Here is a 16,384-nt window from a genome sequence, read left to right as displayed (position 1 = left end):
CCGATCGAGGAAAGCGATGTCAATACATGTCGATACTTGTGGCACTGCGCGGAGGATTCCGGCGGGTTCCGTCCGCCGCCCGGAATCCTATATGATATATCCTATAGGATTGTCAGGCCGGGAGCAGCGGTGCGAGGCGTTCAGCGGCCGCTTCGATGTCGATCCCCTGGGCCGCGAGCCAATCGTCGTCGAAGTACGTGGCCCCGTAGCGCTGGCCCGAGTCGCACAGCAGCGTGACGATGCTGCCGCCCTGGCCGCATTCGCGCATCTCGGCGATGATCGCCAGGGCCGCGACGAGGTTGGTGCCGGTGGAGCCGCCGAGGCGGCGGCCCAGGCGCTCCGAGGCCCACCGCATGCAGGCGATCGACTCGGCGTCGTCCACTTTGACCATGCGGTCGACCAGTTCGGGGATGAACGAGGGCTCCACCTTCGGGCGCCCGATCCCTTCGATCCGCGAGCCGCGGCCCGCGACCGCTTCGGGGTCGGTCGCTCGCCAGCCGTCGAAGAACGCCGAGTGCTCGGGGTCGACCACGCACAGGCCGGTGGCGTGGCGGCGGTAGCGCACGTAGCGGCCGATCGTGGCCGAGGTGCCGCCGGTGCCCGCGCCGACCACGACCCAGGTCGGGATCGGGTGGCGCTCCAGGCGCATCTGCTCGAACACGCTCTCGGCGATGTTGTTGTTGCCCCGCCAGTCGGTGGCCCGCTCGGCGTACGTGAACTGGTCCATGAAGTGCCCGCCGGACTCATCGGCGAGCCGCTCGGCCTCGGCGCACACCTCGGCGGGGTCGGCCACCAGGTGGGCCTTGCCGCCGTAGAACTCGATCTGCGCGATCTTGGACGGACTGGTCGACTCGGGCATGACCGCCGTGAACGGCAGCCCGAGCATCCGCGCGAAGTAGGCCTCGCTGACCGCCGTGGAACCGCTGGAGGCCTCGATGACCGGCGTGCCCTCGTCGATCCAGCCGTTGCAGATCGCGTACAGGAACAGCGAGCGCGCGAGCCGGTGCTTGAGCGAGCCGGTCGGGTGGGCCGACTCGTCCTTGAGGTAGAGGTCCACGCCCCACTCGGGCGGGAGCGGGAACGGCAGCAGGTGGGTGTCGGCCGAGCGGTTCGCGTCGGCCTCCACTGTGGTGATGGCCCAGTTGACCCAGAGGCGGTCGCGGGAGCGGTCAATCGAGTGCATCGGCGTCGCCTCCGGGCACGGCCTGGGGCCGGTCCTCCCATTTGGTCGAGAGCGTGATCGTGGTCCGGGTCTGCGCCACGCCTGGGATCGCGCCCACGCGGTGGATCAGGCGTTCGAGGTCGCCCATCTTGGGGACGCGGACCTTGAGCTGATAGCACTCGACCCCGGCGAGGAAATAGCACGATTCGATCTGCGGAATGGCGCGGAGGCGTTCGCAGATGTCGCTGTGGTCGGCCGCGTTGTCGGGGATGATGCCGATGAGGGCCGTGATCCCGAGGCCGATCGCCTCGGAGTCGACTACGGCCTTGTAACCGGTGATCACGCCGTTCTTCTCGAGTTTGGTGACGCGGTCCTGCACCGAGGGAGCGGTGAGACCGACCCGCCGCGCCAGCTCGGCGTACGAGGTCCGTCCGTCCGCGCGCAGGAGGTTCACTATGGTCTGGTCGATCTCGTCCACACCGCCCAGGATAACCAGAGTTGCGAGTTGCGCTCTGTGCCTACCTCATACCCGCGAACTCCTAGAGCGTCGGAATCAGCCCAGAGCGCCGTTGTCATACGCGTGGTACTTTCAGGCAAAACCTACCGACCGAAAGTATGTCCAAGAACTCATGGCAGGTTTGACTGAATAGTGGTGTAATGGGTTTAACGCACGAAGTGAGTCTTCATCACGGGGAGGAAGAAATCATGGAGACCGAGGACCGCCTACTGACACCCGGCGAAGTCGCCTCACTGTTCCGCGTCGACCCCAAGACGGTCACACGCTGGGCCGCCGCCGGTCGCATCGGGAGCATTCGCACACCCGGCGGTCACCGGCGCTTCCGCGAGTCGGAGGTCCGGGCCCTGTTGGAAGGCGACGCCGGAGCGCAGACCGCATTTGAGACCGGTAACGCAACACAGTGAACCGCCTGGTCGTGCCCGCGACCGAACTCCGATCGAAGATCGGGCCACGGCATCGCACACGAGCCGTGAATCCGCCCGCTACGGCCGTATCTGCCAGCCGTAGAAGCCCGAGCAGCGGCCCCAGGCCGTAGATTCACCTGGCACAGGCCGGTCCCGCGAGACTCCACCGCCGCACACGGCGGGCGCTCGCAGCGGGCCGGCTTTTCGCTTGCCCGCGAAACGTCCATTCAGTCCGGTGAGGGCGGCACGCGGGAATTGTCATTCCATTTCGGAGTCGATTTGCTCTATTTAGGGCAATTGTCCACACATTGAAGTCGGATGAACACCCTGAGTCGCCATACAAGGTTCCAATCGGAAATTTCTGGATTCTCTGGGAGCGAGACCCTTGACATCACAGTGAGACATAGGCAAACTTCGATGTGAAGTTGGGAGCGCTTCCGCAAACCCGGTACCCGCGGAGCCGTTCCCGCCGACCGTCACGCCGACGACCAAGGGAAGGCAGACGACAATGAGTCGAAGCAAGCAAAGGCGCTGGGGGGCGATCACCGCCGTGGCCCTGGCCGCCACCGCGGGCGCCGTCGCGGTGAACACCGCGGGCGCCGAGGAGGTCACCTCGGACGCCGACGCCGCGCAGGCCAAGGTCGACAACCCGTACGAGGGCGCGCAGGTCTACGTCAACCCGATCTGGGCGGCCAACGCGGCCGCCGAGCCGGGCGGCTCGGCCATCGCGAACGAGCCCACCGGCGTCTGGCTCGACCAGATCAGCGCCATCGAGGGCAACGACTCCCCCACGACCGGCTCCTACGGCCTGGCCGACCACCTCGACGAGGCCGTCGCCCAGGGCGCGGACCTCATCCAGGTCGTGATCTACAACCTGCCCGGCCGCGACTGCGCCGCGCTCGCCTCCAACGGCGAGCTGGCCGCGGACGAGATCGGACGCTACAAGAGCGAGTACATCGACGAGATCGTCGCGATCCAGGCCGACCCCGCCTATGCGGACCTGCGGATCGTCAACGTGATCGAGATCGACTCGCTGCCGAACCTCATCACCAACGTCTCACCGCGCGAGACCGCGACCGAGCAGTGCGACACGATGAAGGCCAACGGGAACTACGTCGACGGCGTCTCGTACGCCGTGGCCGAACTCGGCGCCCTGCCGAACACCTACAACTACATCGACGCGGGCCACCACGGCTGGATCGGCTGGGGCGACGACAACCCCGAGTACGACAACTTCCGCGCCTCCGCGGCCCTGTTCGGGTCCCTCATCGGGCAGAACGGGATGACCGCCGACCACGTCACCGGCTTCATCTCCAACACCGCGAACTACTCGGTGCTGGAGGAGCCCTACTGGGAGGTCGACCAGAACGTGGGCGGCCAGCCGCTCAACCAGAACCCGGACCTGCCGTGGGTCGACTGGAACGACTACAACAACGAGAAGGACTTCACCGAGGCCCTTCGCACCGAGCTGATCGCCAACGGCTTCAACTCGAACATCGGGATGCTCATCGACACCAGCCGCAACGGCTGGGGCGGCGACGTGCGCCCCACGGGCCCGTCGTCCTCGACCGACCCGGTGACCTTCGTCGACGAGTCGCGCATCGACCAGCGCATCCAGAAGGGCAACTGGTGCAACCAGGCCGGTGCCGGCCTCGGCGAGCGCCCGCAGGCCTCGCCTGAGGCCTGGATCGACGCCTACGTGTGGATCAAGCCTCCGGGTGAGTCCGACGGCGCCTCCGAGGAGATCCCGAACGACGAGGGCAAGGGCTTCGACGAGATGTGCGACCCCGACTACCAGGGCAACCCCCGCAACGGGAACAACCCCTCGGGCGCTCGCGACGACATGCCGATCTCGGGCCACTGGTCTTCGGAGCAGTTCCAGGAACTCCTGGAGAACGCCTACCCGCCCGTCAACTAGGGCAAGGCAGGAGTCCCGGTCGCAGGGCCGGGACGGGCGGACCGGCACTCCGCCTTGAGGAAGACGGCGGGGCCGCGCGCGAGCGCGGCCCCGCCGCCGTTTTTTCGGGGCCGATCTCCGGCTCTGCGCGGGAGCGTTTTCACTGATTCAAGCGCTTGCCTGTCGGCAGGTCGCCTTCGATTCGGTTGCCCGAACGGACGTCGGGTTCGAAATATCCTGGCGGAGCTCTTGACAGTTCATCAATATATCGGAGATTATCAATACACATCTTGGGAGCGCTTCCCTCGATGGGCACCCGTTTCGGGCCGCCGTCGGCGACCCACAGACCCCGGAGGACTACAGCACATGCAAGTACCCAGAAGAAGAAGGAGACTGGCGCTCACCGGCGTGGCCGTCGGTGCGCTCGCCGCGGGCGGGCTGACCTTCGTTTCGGCGAACCAGGCACTCGCCGAAGAGGGATGTCAGGTCGACTACAACGTCATCAGCGAGTGGGGCGGCGGCTTCCAGGCCAACGTCGTGATCTCGGCCGGGACGGCCATCAACGGCTGGGAGGTCGAATGGGACTTCCCGGCCGGCACCACCGTCTCCAGCGCGTGGAACGTCGACTGGAGCCAGAGCGGCACCCGCTTCACCGGCGGCGACGTCGGCTGGAACGGCTCGATCGCCTCCGGCCAGAGCGTCGAGGTGTTCGGCTTCATCGGGAACGGATCGTCTACCGCGCCCGGGCAGTTCACCGTGAACGGCACCGTGTGCGGTGACGGCGACGTCGACCCGACCGACCCGCCGGACCCCACGGACCCGCCGACCGACCCGCCCGTGGGCGACAAGGTCGACAACCCCTACACCGGCGCGAACGTCTACGTGAACCCGCAGTGGTCGGCGAACGCCGCGGCCGAGCCGGGCGGCTCGGCCATCGCGAACGAGCCCACAGGCGTCTGGCTCGACCAGACGAGTGCGATCTGGGGCAACGACTCGCCGACCACCGGTTCGATGGGTCTGGCCGACCACCTCGACCACGCGGTCGCCGAGGGCTACGACCTGATCCAGGTCGTGATCTACAACCTGCCCGGCCGCGACTGCGCCGCTCTGGCGTCCAACGGCCAGCTCGCTCCCGACGAGATCGACGAGTACAAGAGCGAGTACATCGACGAGATCGTCGCGATCCAAGGCGACCCCGCTTACGCGGACCTCAAGATCGTCAACGTGATCGAGATCGACTCGCTGCCGAACCTGGTGACGAACGTGTCGCCTCGTGAGACGGCCACGCCCGAGTGCGACGTGATGAAGGCGAACGGCAACTACGTCGACGGCGTCTCGTACGCCGCCGCGGAGCTCGGCGCGCTGCCCAACACGTACAACTACATCGACGCCGGTCACCACGGCTGGATCGGTTGGGGCGACGACAACCCCGAGTACGACAACTTCCGCGCCTCGGCCGCGCTGTTCGGTTCGCTGATCGGGCAGAACGGGATGACCGCGGACGACGTCCACGGCTTCATCTCCAACACGGCCAACTACTCGGCGCTCGAAGAGCCGTACTGGGCGGTCAACCAGAACGTCGGCGGCCAGCCGCTCAACCAGAACCCCAACCTCCCCTGGGTGGACTGGAACGACTACAACAACGAGAAGGACTTCACGCAGGCGCTGCGCACCGAGCTCATCGCCAACGGCTTCAACTCCGACATCGGCATGCTGATCGACACCAGCCGCAACGGCTGGGGCGGCGACTACCGCCCGACCGGCACGTCGAGCTCCACGGACCCGGTGACCTTCGTCGACGAGTCCCGTATCGACCAGCGCATCCAGAAGGGCAACTGGTGCAACCAGGCCGGTGCCGGTCTCGGTGAGCGGCCGCAGGCCGACCCCGAGCCCTGGATCGACGCCTACGTGTGGATCAAGCCCCCCGGTGAGTCGGACGGCTCCTCCGAGCTGATCGACAACGACGAGGGCAAGGGCTTCGACCGGATGTGCGACCCGACCTACGAGGGCAACCCGCGCAACGGCAACAACCTCTCGGGCGCTCGCGACAACATGCCCGTCTCGGGCCACTGGTCCTCCGAGCAGTTCCAGGAGCTGCTGGAGAACGCCTACCCGCCGATCAACTAGCTGAGTGGGGCCCGGGCAGCCGGGCCCCGCTCCCCGACCTCACTCTCGGTTCCTTCCGGTGACCGGGCCCCGCGGGACGGCGGGGCCCGGTCGTGAACGCGGCGAAGCCCCGGCCTTTCGGCCGGGGCTTCGCGTCGTGTTCAGGCGCTTGGGGACTCGCAGAGCGGTCCGCCGATGCCGCGAAGTACGTAGTCGATGAACTGCTCGACGGTCTCGGGGCGGTTCAGCTCGTTGTAGTGCCCGTAGACGAAGATCGTCAGCATCGGGCTGATGAACATGGCCACGGCCAGGTCGAGGTCGACGTCCTCGGCCACGTGGCCGCGTTCGGCCCAGTAGGCGAACGTGTCGCGGATGAACAGGCGGCGCTGCTCGACCATGAGGTCGTGGTGCTGCTTGTACTCCGGTTCCTTGACCGCGATCATCATGCACTTGAAGACCTTGCGGTCCCTGGCCCCGAACGTCTTTCGCATGTTGTTGGCGATGTGGACGAGGTCGGCGCGCAGCGAGGTGCGCGGCATCGTGGCCGGGATCGGGGCCTTGAGGCGCTCGACGGCGGTCACGATGAGCTCCTCCTTGGAGCTCCAGCGCCGGTAGATCGTGGCCTTGGAGACCCCGGAGCGTTCGGCGATCGCCTCGACGCTGACGTCGGCGATGGTCCCGTGCTCGGCGATGAGGTCCAGGGCGGCCTCCAGGATGGAGAGGCTCACCGCTTCGCTGCGGGGGCGGCCCTTGGCGGGGGCCGACGGCGCGGCGTCGGTTCTGGTCATTTCATCGCTGAGCTCGGGAGGCATGACTCGATTCTCCCTCAGACCTCGACGTACTCGGGCTCGGCGGCCGGTGAGGTGGCCGACTCGGCGCCCTGGCGGCGCTTGCCGGGGAAGTACAGGGCGATCACGAGGAGGCCGACGAACCCGACGGCCCCCGCGACCCACGCGGTGGAGTGGAGCGCGGTGATGAACGAGTCGTTCGCGGCCTGCACGATCGAGGCGTCCTGCGGGATCAGCCCGGTCTCCAGCGCGCCGTAGGTGGCCGCGTAGGACTCGGTCGCGGCCGAGGGCAGCTCGGGCGCGGCCTGGCCGATCTGGCTCTGGTAGGTCTGCGCCATGATCGTGCCGAGCACGGCCACGCCGAGCGCGCCGCCGACCTGGCGGAGCGTGTTCGCCAGCGCGGAGCCGACCCCGGCCTTCTCCTTGGGCACCGAGGACATGAGCGTGTTCATCGCGGGCGGCATGAGGTTGGCCATGCCGGCGCCGGTGATGAAGAACAGGACGATGACGACCCAGACCGAGGTGTCGGCTTGGAAGACCGTGGCGGTGACCACGGAGTTGGAGATGACCAGGAGCATCGCGACGATGCCGACGGTCTTGGCGCCGAAGCGCTGCACCAGGGTGTTGGACAGCGGCGCGAAGATGAGCATCGAGGCGCCGAACGGCAGGAACAGCAGGCCGGTCTCCAGCGGCGAGTAGCCCTTCAGGATCTGGAGGTAGAAGGTCATGAAGAACATCAGGCCCATCATCCCGAAGAAGGTGAGGGTGATGATGGCCGAGGACGCGGAGAAGCGGGTGTTCTTGAACAGCTTCATGTCCAGGGAGGCGTGCGGGATGCGCCGCTCCCAGAGCACGAACGCGGCCAGGACGATCACGCCGAGGGCAATGGTGCCCCAGACCTCGATGCCGGTCCACGAACCGGCGTCGCCGGCTTCGATGATGCCGTAGGTGAGGCTGACGAGGCCGATCATCGAGAGGGCCATGCCGACGAAGTCGGCCTTGGCCTGGCTGCCCTTGGATTCGGGGGCGAGGATCGCGATGGCGATGAGGCCGAAGATGACGATCGGGACGTTGATGAGGAAGACCGAGCCCCACCAGAAGTGGTCCAGGAGCGCGCCGCCGACGATGGGGCCGATGGCCCCGCCGATGCCGACCGCGCCGGTCCAGATGCCGAGGGCTTTGGGGAATTCCTTGGCGGAGAACACGTTTCGCAGGAGCGAGAGCGTGGAGGGCATCATGATGGCCGCGCCGGCGCCCATGAGGGCGCGGTACCAGATGAGCTGGTCGGGGGTGGTGGAGTAGGCCGACAGCAGCGAGGCGATGCCGAAGACGACGAGGCCGGCCAGGAGCATGCGCTTGCGCCCCAAGCGGTCGCCGATGATGCCGGAGGCGAACAGGAGCCCTGCGAAGACGAGGGTGTAGGAGTTGATCATCCAGGCGAGGTCGCCTTGGCTGGCGCCGACGCCTTCGTTCGGGTCGGCGAGGGTCTTCATGGCCACGTTGAGGACGGTGTTGTCGAGGACGACCACGATGAGGCTGAGGACCAGCACGCTGAGGATGGCCCACCGGCGGGGGTGGCCCTGGTCGTCTGTGTCGACGACCGGTTCGGAACGGGTTTCGCTCACTGGGTTTCCATTCTGCGGATGGCACGGACGCGTTCGGGCTTCGTCGCCTGCGGGCGTCGTGCTGTGATTGTCCGCCGCGGCGCCGACCGGGCGGTGAGTGTTATGCAGTGGTGACGCGCGGCGGGCGGGCGGTGTGACGCGGGCCCGGGGCGCGAGGGTCGCTATGCGCGGAGGATCGAGATCCTCTTGTGGTGTTGACTCTGAGCGTACGACGTTCAGAAACGATACGGTACCGTATCGTAATACGTGTCACAGGAAATCGTATCGGCGGGGTCCGACGACGCGTGCCGTGTTCACTCCGCTTCGGGGGAGGCGGGCGGGCCGGGCCCCGGGTGGTTGAATGGGCCTCGTGGCACCCAAGTTCCCGTACGAGGACCTCCAGTCGTTCCTGGCCGCCCTCGAAGCCGACGGCGACCTCAAGCGGATCCAGGTCGAGGCCGACCCGAACCTGGAGATCTCCGAGATCACCCAGCGCGTGGTCAGGGACGGCGGCCCCGCGCTGCTGTTCGAGCGCCCGACCGGCAGCGCGATCCCGCTCGCGATCAACCTGTTCGGCACCGAGGAGCGCATGGCCAAGGCCCTGGGCGTCGCGAGCCTGAACGAGATCGGCGACCGCATCGGGGCCCTGGCCAAGCCCGAGCTCCCGGTGGGCTGGGCGGGCATCCGCGACGGCCTGGGCAAGCTCATGCAGCTCAAGTCGGTGCCGCCCAAGAAGATCCGCAAGGCCCCGTGCCAAGAGGTGGTCCTGACCGGCGAGGACGTGGACCTGAACCTCCTCCCGGGCCTCCAGGTGTGGCCCGGCGACGGGGGCGTCTTCCACAACTTCGGGCTCACCCACACCAAGCACCCCGAGACCGGCAAGCGCAACGTCGGGCTCTACCGGCTCCAGCAGCACGATGCGCGCACCATCGGGCTCCACTGGCAGATCCACAAGAACTCCACCAGCCACTACGCCGAGGCCGAGCGCCTGGGCGAGCGGCTGCCGGTGGCGATCGCGATCGGGCCCGACCCGGTGATGGCCTACGCGGCCACCGCGCCGCTCCCGCCGGACATCGACGAATACCTGTTCGCGGGGTTCCTGCGCGGCGAGCGCGTCGAGATGGTCGACTGCCTGACCGTGCCGCTCCAGGTCCCGGCCAACTCGCAGATCGTGCTCGAAGGCTGGGCCGAGCCCGGCGAGCGGCTGCCCGAGGGCCCGTTCGGGGACCACACCGGGTTCTACACGCCCGTCGAGCCGTTCCCGGTGATGCACATCGAGACGATGACCATGCGGCAGAATCCGATCTACCACACGATCGTCACCTCGGCTCCGCCGCAGGAGGACCACGGGCTCGGCAAGGCCACCGAGCGGATCTTCCTGCCGCTCATCAAGATCATGATCCCCGAGGTCGTGGACTACGACATGCCCGCGGCCGGGGTGTTCCACAACTGCGTGATCGTCTCGATCGACAAGAAGTTCCCCAAGCAGGCGCAGAAGGTCATGAGCGCGATCTGGGGGCTCCAGATGATGAGCCTGACGAAGCTCATCGTGGTCGTCGACGCCGACTGCGACGTCCACGACTACCGCGACGTCGCCTGGCGCGCTTTGGGGAACGTGGACTACTCGCGGGACCTGCTGCTCACCGAGGGCCCGGTGGACCATCTCGACCACGCGTCGTACCACCAGTTCTGGGGCGGCAAGGCCGGGATCGACGCCACCACGAAGTGGCCCGAGGAGGGCTACACGCGGGGCTGGCCCGAGGCGATGGAGATGGATCCCGCGGTGAAGGCCACTGTGGATCGTCGTTGGAGAGCGTACGGAATTGACTGAGACACTGCCCAAACCCAACCACGTCAAGGACTTCCTCAAGCTCGTGGCGTTCGAGCACTCGGTGTTCGCGCTGCCGTTCGCCTACCTCGCCACGCTCACGGTGATGGTGCTGGAGGACGCGTTCAGCTGGTGGGTCCTGGTGCTGGTGACCGTGGCGATGGTGAGCGCGCGGACGCTCGCGATGGCCGCCAACCGGATCATCGACCGCGGGATCGACGCCCAGAACCCGCGCACCGCGGGGCGCGAGCTGGTGACCGGCAAGGTCTCGCTGCGCACGGCCTACGTCGGCTGCGCGGTGAGCCTGGTGCTCCTGCTCGTCTCGGCGGCGCTGCTCAACCCGTTGTGCCTCATGCTGAGTCCGCTCGCGGTCGCGCCGCTCATCGTGTACCCGTACGCGAAGCGCTTCACGAACTACCCGCACGCGGTGCTGGGCCTGGCCCAGATGGTCGCGCCCGTCGGCGCGTGGCTGGCCGTGACCGGCACGTTCGAGGGCTCGGGCCCGGCGATCGTGCTCGGTGCGGCCGTGGGGCTCTGGATCGGCGGGTTCGACCTGATCTACGCGTGCCAGGACGTGGAGGTCGACCGCGAGATCGGCGTCCACTCGACCCCGGCCAGGTGGGGCGTGAAGGCCTCGCTGCACGCCTCGTCGGTGACGCACGCGATCGCGTGGGGGCTGTTCGCCTGGTTCGGGTTCCTGACCGGTTTCGGGTGGCTGTACTGGATCGGCCTGGGCGTGGTCGCCGTGGCCCTGGTGTACGAGCACGCGGTAGTCAAGCCCGGCGACCTCTCGAAGGTCAACCGGGCCTTCTTCACCGCGAACGGCTTCGTGGCCGTGGCGCTCTTCGCGTTCGCCCTGGCCGACCTGCTGCTGCGTTAGTTCGCGTTGGCCAGCGCCGAGGCCGAGCGGCAGCCGACGATCGCCGGGGCTTCTCGGATCAGGGCGTCGTCGTCGATCGCCTCGACCATGAAGCGGGCGAAGTCGGTGCGGCGCACCAGGTTGCTCTCCAGAACCGGGTCGCCGACGTGGCGGCTCCAGACCGGGAGGCCTTCGCCGGGACCCTCTTCGAGGTCGCAGCCGCGGACGACGGTCCAGCGGGTGTCGCTGGCGAAGATCGCGTCGGTGGCCCGGTACTGGTCCTGGATGTCGACCAGGCGCGTGACCTTGAGGATTCGGGCGAGGGCCAGCGCGGCCTTGATGCGCCACGAGTAGCGGTCTTCGCCATCGCGGGTGATGTGCCAGCCGCATGAGAACACCAGGCGCGCTTCGGGTTCGGCGTAGTCCATGACGGCTTTCGCGGTGCCCGAGGAGTAGTCGTGCACGCCCCAAGGGACGAGCACGGCCAGGACCGCGTCGCAGCCTTCGACGGCTCGGGCGATGACCTCGCGATCGTTGGTGTTGCCGCCGTGGACGGTGATGCGGCTGGCGTAGTCGTCGAGTTTGGGGACGCTCTTCTCGCGGCAGACGCCCACGACCTCGTAGCCGCGGTCGAGTGCGTGCTGGACCATGTAGCGACCGAGCTTCCCGGACGCGCCGACAATGCAGACGCGCTTGCCGACGCCGGTCTGCGGGACGATCTCCATGGGTTCCATGTCGTGCTCCTCGTTCGAAGGGTGCTTCTGCCTTTACACTGTACAGGAAAACCGTACGGTGTAAAGTACGAAGCCGCAGCCTCATCGAACAGGAGCCGCCCGTGACCGACCCAACCGCCCGCCGCGACCCTCTGAGCCGGGAGAAGGTGCTGCTCACCGCGGTGTCGATGGCCGATGAGGGCGCTGGTTCGGTGCCGAGCACCCGCAAGCTCGCCGAGAGGCTCGGGGTGCGGGCCATGGCGCTGTACCACCATTTCCGCAACAAGGACGAGCTGCTCGACGGCATGGTCGACCTGGTCTTCTCCGAGGTCGAACTCCCCGAGCCGGGCGCGGACTGGCGGACGGCGATGCGCCAGCGCGGCGACTCGATGCGCGCTGCGCTCAAGCGCCATCCGTGGGCGGTGGGCCTGATGGACTCCCGCTTGAGCCCCGGCCAGGCCACCTTGCGCCACCACGACACGGTGATCGGGTGTCTCCGGGCAGGGGGATTCACGATCACCGGTGCGGCCCATGCATTCTCGATGATGGACAGCTACATCTACGGCTTCGCGATCCAAGAGCACGCTTTGCCGCTGGACGACAAAGGCGGCATGGAAGAGGCGGCCGAGGAGATGATGACCCTGGTGCCCGCCGACGAGTACCCGCACCTGACAGCTATGGCGGCAGAACACGCCCTCAAGCCGGGTTATGACTACGGCGACGAGTTCGGCATCGGTCTTGACCTCATCCTTGAAGGTTTGGAGGGTAAGCGGGGTGTTTGGTGAGGTGACGGGCTTGTTCGGCTAGTTTCCGGTGTGAGGGGGTCGGGGTTCTTGCGGCGGCGACAACGGGGTGTGGGGCCGGGCCGGGCGGGATCTGCGGCTTTCCGGTGTGGCTTGGGCCCGGGTCTTTTGGCGGCGACAACGGGGTGAGTGGATGGGTGGGGCGGGTGCTGCGGCTTTCCGGTGTGGGTTGGGCCCGGGTTGTTTGGCGGCGACAACGAGGCGTGGGGCCGGGTGGGGCGGGGAATGCGGCTTCCCTGCGCGGGTTGGGCCCGGGTTTTGGGGGTGGGTTGGTTTTGGGCATGCTGGTGCCCCAGGCGTTTAGGCCTGTTGTTTGGCGGTTGTGAAGCGTTCCCTGCATCGCGCTTTCGCTGCTTTGAGGGCGGCGTGTGCTCGTTCCCTTGAGACCGCTTCGGCTCTGGCGTCCAGGTCCGGTTTCATGGTCTGCGGCCATTCGGTCCGGTAGAGCCCGGTCGGGAACACATCCCAGTCGGAGTCTTGGTTCTCCGCGTCGATGTCACGATCGGTGCGCCAGTCCTCGCAACCACACCCGGTCGCGCATTGATTGGCGGCGGTGCCGGTCGTGTCGTGATCGTGGTGAGTGATGAGTGCTTGGCCGGGGCCGGTTTTCTCGACCGTCCAGCCTTGGGTGTGGATCCGGCCATGATGGAAGCGGCACAACAGGATGAGGTTATCGGCGGTGGTCTCGCCGCCGTCGGCCCAGTGTTGGATGTGGTGGGCTTCGGTCCAGGCGATCGGCCGGTCGCATCCGTACCAAGCGCAACCCTGGGGTTGCTCGAGTTCGAGCTTCCTGCGGAGGGCGGTGTTGGGGAGACGCAGGGCTCGGCCGAGTTCGATCGCTTCCCCAGTCTGGTAGTTGAACACCGAGGGGATCACTCCTGCCTCGCACGCCAGCAGGCGGGCCTGAGCGACCGAGACCGGGCGGCCTTCCAAGGTCGGGATCCGGTCAGTGTCCTTGCCCTGCAACGTCTCAATATCGACAGCCAAGTCAAGGGTCGCGGTGTGGCCGTGGCGTGTGGCCGCCTCGGGGCTGGTGCCGTATCCGGCCAAGAGCTGGTGAAGGGTCTCGGCATCCCGGTTCGCCTTCGCAGGCAAAACACCCTCAGCGTCGGTCTCATCCTGCCTCGGCGGCGGGCAGGCGGTCTTCAAGTACTTGTCGAGCAGGCGCCCGGTCTCATCGGCGAGTTCGCCTGAGAGCGACCACATGCCGTTGCCCTGCTCAGTGAGTTCGATCCATTGCAGGGACTGCTCCCCGAGGGTTTCGAGCAGCTCGGTCTCCTCGGCCAGGTGCGCGGCGAGTTCATCGAGATGCCGCTGGAGGTCTTTGAACGGGGCATGGGCGCAGTACTGGGCGATCAGCGCTTCAGGCGTCTCGCAGGAAACCTCAGGGTCGAAGGGGGAGACCACCGGGGCACGGAACGGGGTGCGGGCGAACAAGCGCATCGCCGGAGTCCGGTCGAGCTGCCGGACTGCGAACGCCACTTGATCAATCCGAGCATTCCCAGCGGTCGCGGCACTAGAGAGGACCTGGAACTTGCGGGACAAGCGGGCGATCGCCGCGATGTCAGCGGCGGTGCGGGTGTGGAAGTCGAACTTCGCGCACAACCAATCCCGCAGCCCCGAGTACCCGTCGACATCCCGGTGGATCTTCCACGCCTGCGCCTCAATCACCGCAGACAACACCCGGGCATGGAAATCATTGATCGCGCTCGCGGCTTCATCGAGGACGCTCCGGATAGCAGCGGTCTTCTCGGAACGGGTAGGAGTGGGGGTACAGGCTGCCATTGGAAACACCTCCTCGAACGATCTCGTGGTTTTCGCTTGTTCGTGCTGATTCAATACTAGAACCCCACGAACACACTGTCATCACCCACAAGGGGAAAGACCACTCATATTCCCAGGTCACAGCCCCCGCGCGCCGCGCCACGAACGGGCCCGGCCACGCAAACCCACCCCGGCTCCCGCTCACCCTTTTGTCGCCGCCGCCTGAACCCCAACCCGAACGGGCCCGGCCACGAAAAGCCACCCCAGGCCGCCGCCCGCCTCGTTGTCGCCGCCGCACTAACCCAGGCCCGAACAGGCCCGGCCACGAAAACCGACCCCAGGCCCCCGCCCACCCCGTTGTCGCCGCCAAAAAACCCGCACCCACCCGCCGCAGAAAGCCGAGCACCAGCCAGAACCGGCCCCGCACCCCGTTGTCGCCGCCGCCCGAACCCCGACCCAAACGAACCCGGCCACAACCAAACCCATACTCACGAGTACTCAATACTAGCGAGTATGCTAAGTTTCAATCATGACCGACTCCACCCCACCCCCCATCGCCAGACGAACGCCGCGCGCTGAAGTCCAGCGGCGCCTCCGTGAGGCCGCTGCGCAGGAGTTCGCCGAGCGTGGATACAGCGAGAGCCGCTTGGAGGACATCGCTGCTCGTGCTGGGTTCACCAAGGGCGCTGTCTACTCGAACTTCAAGTCCAAGCAGGAATTGTTCGGCTCAGTTCTGGCCGATCGGGCCGATGCCGAGCTCGGTGCGGTCATGGCGCGGCTCGATGGCGGCGACGACGTACACAGTGCCGCTGCGGATGCGGCGCGGCTCGTTGCGGGCGAGATCACCGGGGATGTCGAGCGTGGTCAGCTTGGTCTTGAGTTCGCGTCGCGGGCTCGGCGCGATGCGCGGGTTCGGGCGGTTCTCGCTCCGCTCCGGCGGACTCAGCGGCAGGCTGCCGCCGAGGCGATCGCCACTGTGGCCGAACGGTTGGAGGGCGGCACCGCCGTCGATCCCGAACTGGCCGGGCTCATCGTCCACTGCCTGTGCAACGGCCTGTCGATGGAGTACGCCGTCGATCCCGAGCGCGTCGACGCCGCGACCGTCGAGGCGGCCATCAGCGCCACACTCACCGCGCTCCTCGCAGCTGAGCGACCCGGGGGAACCAAATGAGGATCACGCCCATCGCGACGGCGCTCGGACTCGCTCTGACCGCAGCACTCGGCGGTTGCGCCACCGGGACCGACGAGAGCACTTGGCATCTCGGCGCCTTCAGCGGCGACCTGACCATCGAAGTCACGAGCGCCGAGCTCGACATCCGCGAGGCCGAACCAGGCGAAGCGGAGGATGCCATCACGGTCACGCGCCACGCCACCTCCGGCCGCGAGGTCGAGGCCGACCCGACCCTCGACGACGGCACGCTCGACCTGACGGCCGACTGCGGCTTCAGCCTGTTCGGTGACTGCACGATCAGGTACGAGGTCACGATCCCCGCCGCGACACCGGTGACCGTCAACGGCGACAGCGGCTCGGTCACCGCCAGCGCCCTGAGCGTCGCGACGACCATCAGCACCGACAACGGCGCGATCTCGATCGAGAATGCCGCGGGTCCGCTCGATCTGCGCACCGACAACGGCGCGATCACCATCGCCGATGTTTCTTCCGGGAGCGTCGAAGCAGTCTCCTCGAACGGCGCGATCGACCTCGGTTTCAGCACAGCCCCCGACCAGGTGCGAGTCACGACGGAGAACGGCACGGTCACCGTCACGGTTCCCTCCGCCGAATATCAGGTCACGACGACGACCGACAGCGGCGATGTCGACAACGGGCTCGCCGAAAGCGAGGCCAGCCCCCACCGCATCGACGTCACCACCGAGAACGGCGCCGTCAGGCTGCGCACCGCGGATTGACCGCCGCGCCCAATGGGGAGCCGGGGACGAA

At 67.3% G+C, this 16,384-nt stretch carries 14 protein-coding genes; 8 read left to right on the top strand and 6 right to left on the bottom strand.

Features of this window, described 5'->3' with window-relative positions:
• Window positions 1–112: 112 nt before the first annotated feature.
• Window positions 113–1,183: a PLP-dependent cysteine synthase family protein gene (locus AB0B28_RS21325; RefSeq protein WP_360124267.1), complete on the bottom strand. Its 1,071-nt coding sequence runs from the start codon at window positions 1,181–1,183 to the stop codon at window positions 113–115.
• Window positions 1,170–1,640: an Lrp/AsnC family transcriptional regulator gene (locus AB0B28_RS21320; RefSeq protein WP_360124264.1), complete on the bottom strand. Its 471-nt coding sequence runs from the start codon at window positions 1,638–1,640 to the stop codon at window positions 1,170–1,172. Before AB0B28_RS21320 ends, AB0B28_RS21325 begins: the two co-directional genes overlap by 14 nt.
• A gap of 227 nt (window positions 1,641–1,867) precedes the next feature.
• Here AB0B28_RS21320 and AB0B28_RS21315 point away from each other — a divergent pair, with 227 nt between their 5' ends.
• The 3 genes from AB0B28_RS21315 (at window position 1,868) to AB0B28_RS21305 (ending at window position 6,107) form a co-directional block, all read left to right on the top strand.
• A complete protein-coding gene (locus tag AB0B28_RS21315) occupies window positions 1,868–2,083 on the top strand; it encodes a BldC family transcriptional regulator (RefSeq protein WP_360124261.1) in 216 nt (71 codons plus the stop codon).
• Between the two features lie 508 nt (window positions 2,084–2,591).
• A complete protein-coding gene (locus tag AB0B28_RS21310) occupies window positions 2,592–4,001 on the top strand; it encodes a glycoside hydrolase family 6 protein (protein ID WP_360124258.1) in 1,410 nt (469 codons plus the stop codon).
• 345 nt (window positions 4,002–4,346) lie between these two features.
• A complete protein-coding gene (locus tag AB0B28_RS21305) occupies window positions 4,347–6,107 on the top strand; it encodes a glycoside hydrolase family 6 protein (RefSeq protein WP_360124256.1) in 1,761 nt (586 codons plus the stop codon).
• Between the two features lie 140 nt (window positions 6,108–6,247).
• Here AB0B28_RS21305 and AB0B28_RS21300 read toward each other — a convergent pair whose 3' ends face one another.
• Window positions 6,248–6,898, bottom strand: a complete 651-nt coding sequence (locus AB0B28_RS21300; RefSeq protein WP_360124253.1) for a TetR/AcrR family transcriptional regulator — start codon at window positions 6,896–6,898, stop codon at window positions 6,248–6,250.
• A 14-nt stretch (window positions 6,899–6,912) separates the two neighbouring features.
• Window positions 6,913–8,499: an MFS transporter gene (locus AB0B28_RS21295; RefSeq protein ID WP_360124250.1), complete on the bottom strand. Its 1,587-nt coding sequence runs from the start codon at window positions 8,497–8,499 to the stop codon at window positions 6,913–6,915.
• Window positions 8,500–8,839: 340 nt separating this feature from the next.
• Between AB0B28_RS21295 and AB0B28_RS21290 the strand changes: the two genes are divergently transcribed.
• Window positions 8,840–10,309: a menaquinone biosynthesis decarboxylase gene (locus AB0B28_RS21290; protein ID WP_360124247.1), complete on the top strand. Its 1,470-nt coding sequence runs from the start codon at window positions 8,840–8,842 to the stop codon at window positions 10,307–10,309.
• Entirely contained in the window at window positions 10,302–11,186 is an 885-nt protein-coding gene (mqnP, locus tag AB0B28_RS21285; protein WP_360124244.1) for a menaquinone biosynthesis prenyltransferase MqnP, read from the top strand. The genes AB0B28_RS21290 and mqnP overlap by 8 nt, the downstream gene beginning before the upstream one ends.
• Here mqnP and AB0B28_RS21280 read toward each other — a convergent pair.
• Entirely contained in the window at window positions 11,183–11,890 is a 708-nt protein-coding gene (locus AB0B28_RS21280; protein ID WP_360124314.1) for an NAD(P)-binding oxidoreductase, read from the bottom strand. The two genes, mqnP and AB0B28_RS21280, sit on opposite strands and share 4 nt — an antisense overlap.
• 110 nt (window positions 11,891–12,000) lie before the next feature.
• Between AB0B28_RS21280 and AB0B28_RS21275 the strand changes: the two genes are divergently transcribed.
• Window positions 12,001–12,663 carry a TetR/AcrR family transcriptional regulator gene (locus tag AB0B28_RS21275; protein ID WP_360124242.1) on the top strand — a complete coding sequence of 221 codons (663 nt, stop codon included), beginning with the start codon at window positions 12,001–12,003 and terminating at the stop codon, window positions 12,661–12,663.
• A 318-nt stretch (window positions 12,664–12,981) separates the two neighbouring features.
• Here AB0B28_RS21275 and AB0B28_RS21270 read toward each other — a convergent pair whose 3' ends face one another.
• A complete protein-coding gene (locus AB0B28_RS21270; RefSeq protein ID WP_360124311.1) occupies window positions 12,982–14,352 on the bottom strand; it encodes a DUF222 domain-containing protein in 1,371 nt (456 codons plus the stop codon).
• A 622-nt stretch (window positions 14,353–14,974) separates the two neighbouring features.
• Here AB0B28_RS21270 and AB0B28_RS21265 point away from each other — a divergent pair.
• Both AB0B28_RS21265 and AB0B28_RS21260 read left to right on the top strand, forming a co-directional pair.
• A complete protein-coding gene (locus AB0B28_RS21265) occupies window positions 14,975–15,616 on the top strand; it encodes a TetR family transcriptional regulator (protein ID WP_360124239.1) in 642 nt (213 codons plus the stop codon).
• Window positions 15,613–16,353: a DUF4097 family beta strand repeat-containing protein gene (locus AB0B28_RS21260; protein WP_360124236.1), complete on the top strand. Its 741-nt coding sequence runs from the start codon at window positions 15,613–15,615 to the stop codon at window positions 16,351–16,353. The genes AB0B28_RS21265 and AB0B28_RS21260 overlap by 4 nt, the downstream gene beginning before the upstream one ends.
• Window positions 16,354–16,384: the final 31 nt, after the last annotated feature.

It is taken from the genome of Glycomyces sp. NPDC046736 (genome assembly GCF_040645615.1).
GTDB lineage: Bacteria > Actinomycetota > Actinomycetes > Mycobacteriales > Micromonosporaceae > Glycomyces.
This window is presented reverse-complemented; position numbering and strand designations above follow the sequence as displayed.

Coding starts and splice junctions, on each gene's coding strand:
- AB0B28_RS21325 (WP_360124267.1), bottom strand. CDS start 1,183: ATGCACTCGATTGACCGCTCCCGCGACCGCCTCTGGGTCAACTGGGCC.
- AB0B28_RS21315 (WP_360124261.1), top strand. CDS start 1,868: ATGGAGACCGAGGACCGCCTACTGACACCCGGCGAAGTCGCCTCACTG.
- AB0B28_RS21310 (WP_360124258.1), top strand. CDS start 2,592: ATGAGTCGAAGCAAGCAAAGGCGCTGGGGGGCGATCACCGCCGTGGCC.
- AB0B28_RS21305 (WP_360124256.1), top strand. CDS start 4,347: ATGCAAGTACCCAGAAGAAGAAGGAGACTGGCGCTCACCGGCGTGGCC.
- AB0B28_RS21300 (WP_360124253.1), bottom strand. CDS start 6,898: ATGCCTCCCGAGCTCAGCGATGAAATGACCAGAACCGACGCCGCGCCG.
- AB0B28_RS21290 (WP_360124247.1), top strand. CDS start 8,840: ATGGGCCTCGTGGCACCCAAGTTCCCGTACGAGGACCTCCAGTCGTTC.
- AB0B28_RS21280 (WP_360124314.1), bottom strand. CDS start 11,890: ATGGAGATCGTCCCGCAGACCGGCGTCGGCAAGCGCGTCTGCATTGTC.
- AB0B28_RS21265 (WP_360124239.1), top strand. CDS start 14,975: ATGACCGACTCCACCCCACCCCCCATCGCCAGACGAACGCCGCGCGCT.
- AB0B28_RS21260 (WP_360124236.1), top strand. CDS start 15,613: ATGAGGATCACGCCCATCGCGACGGCGCTCGGACTCGCTCTGACCGCA.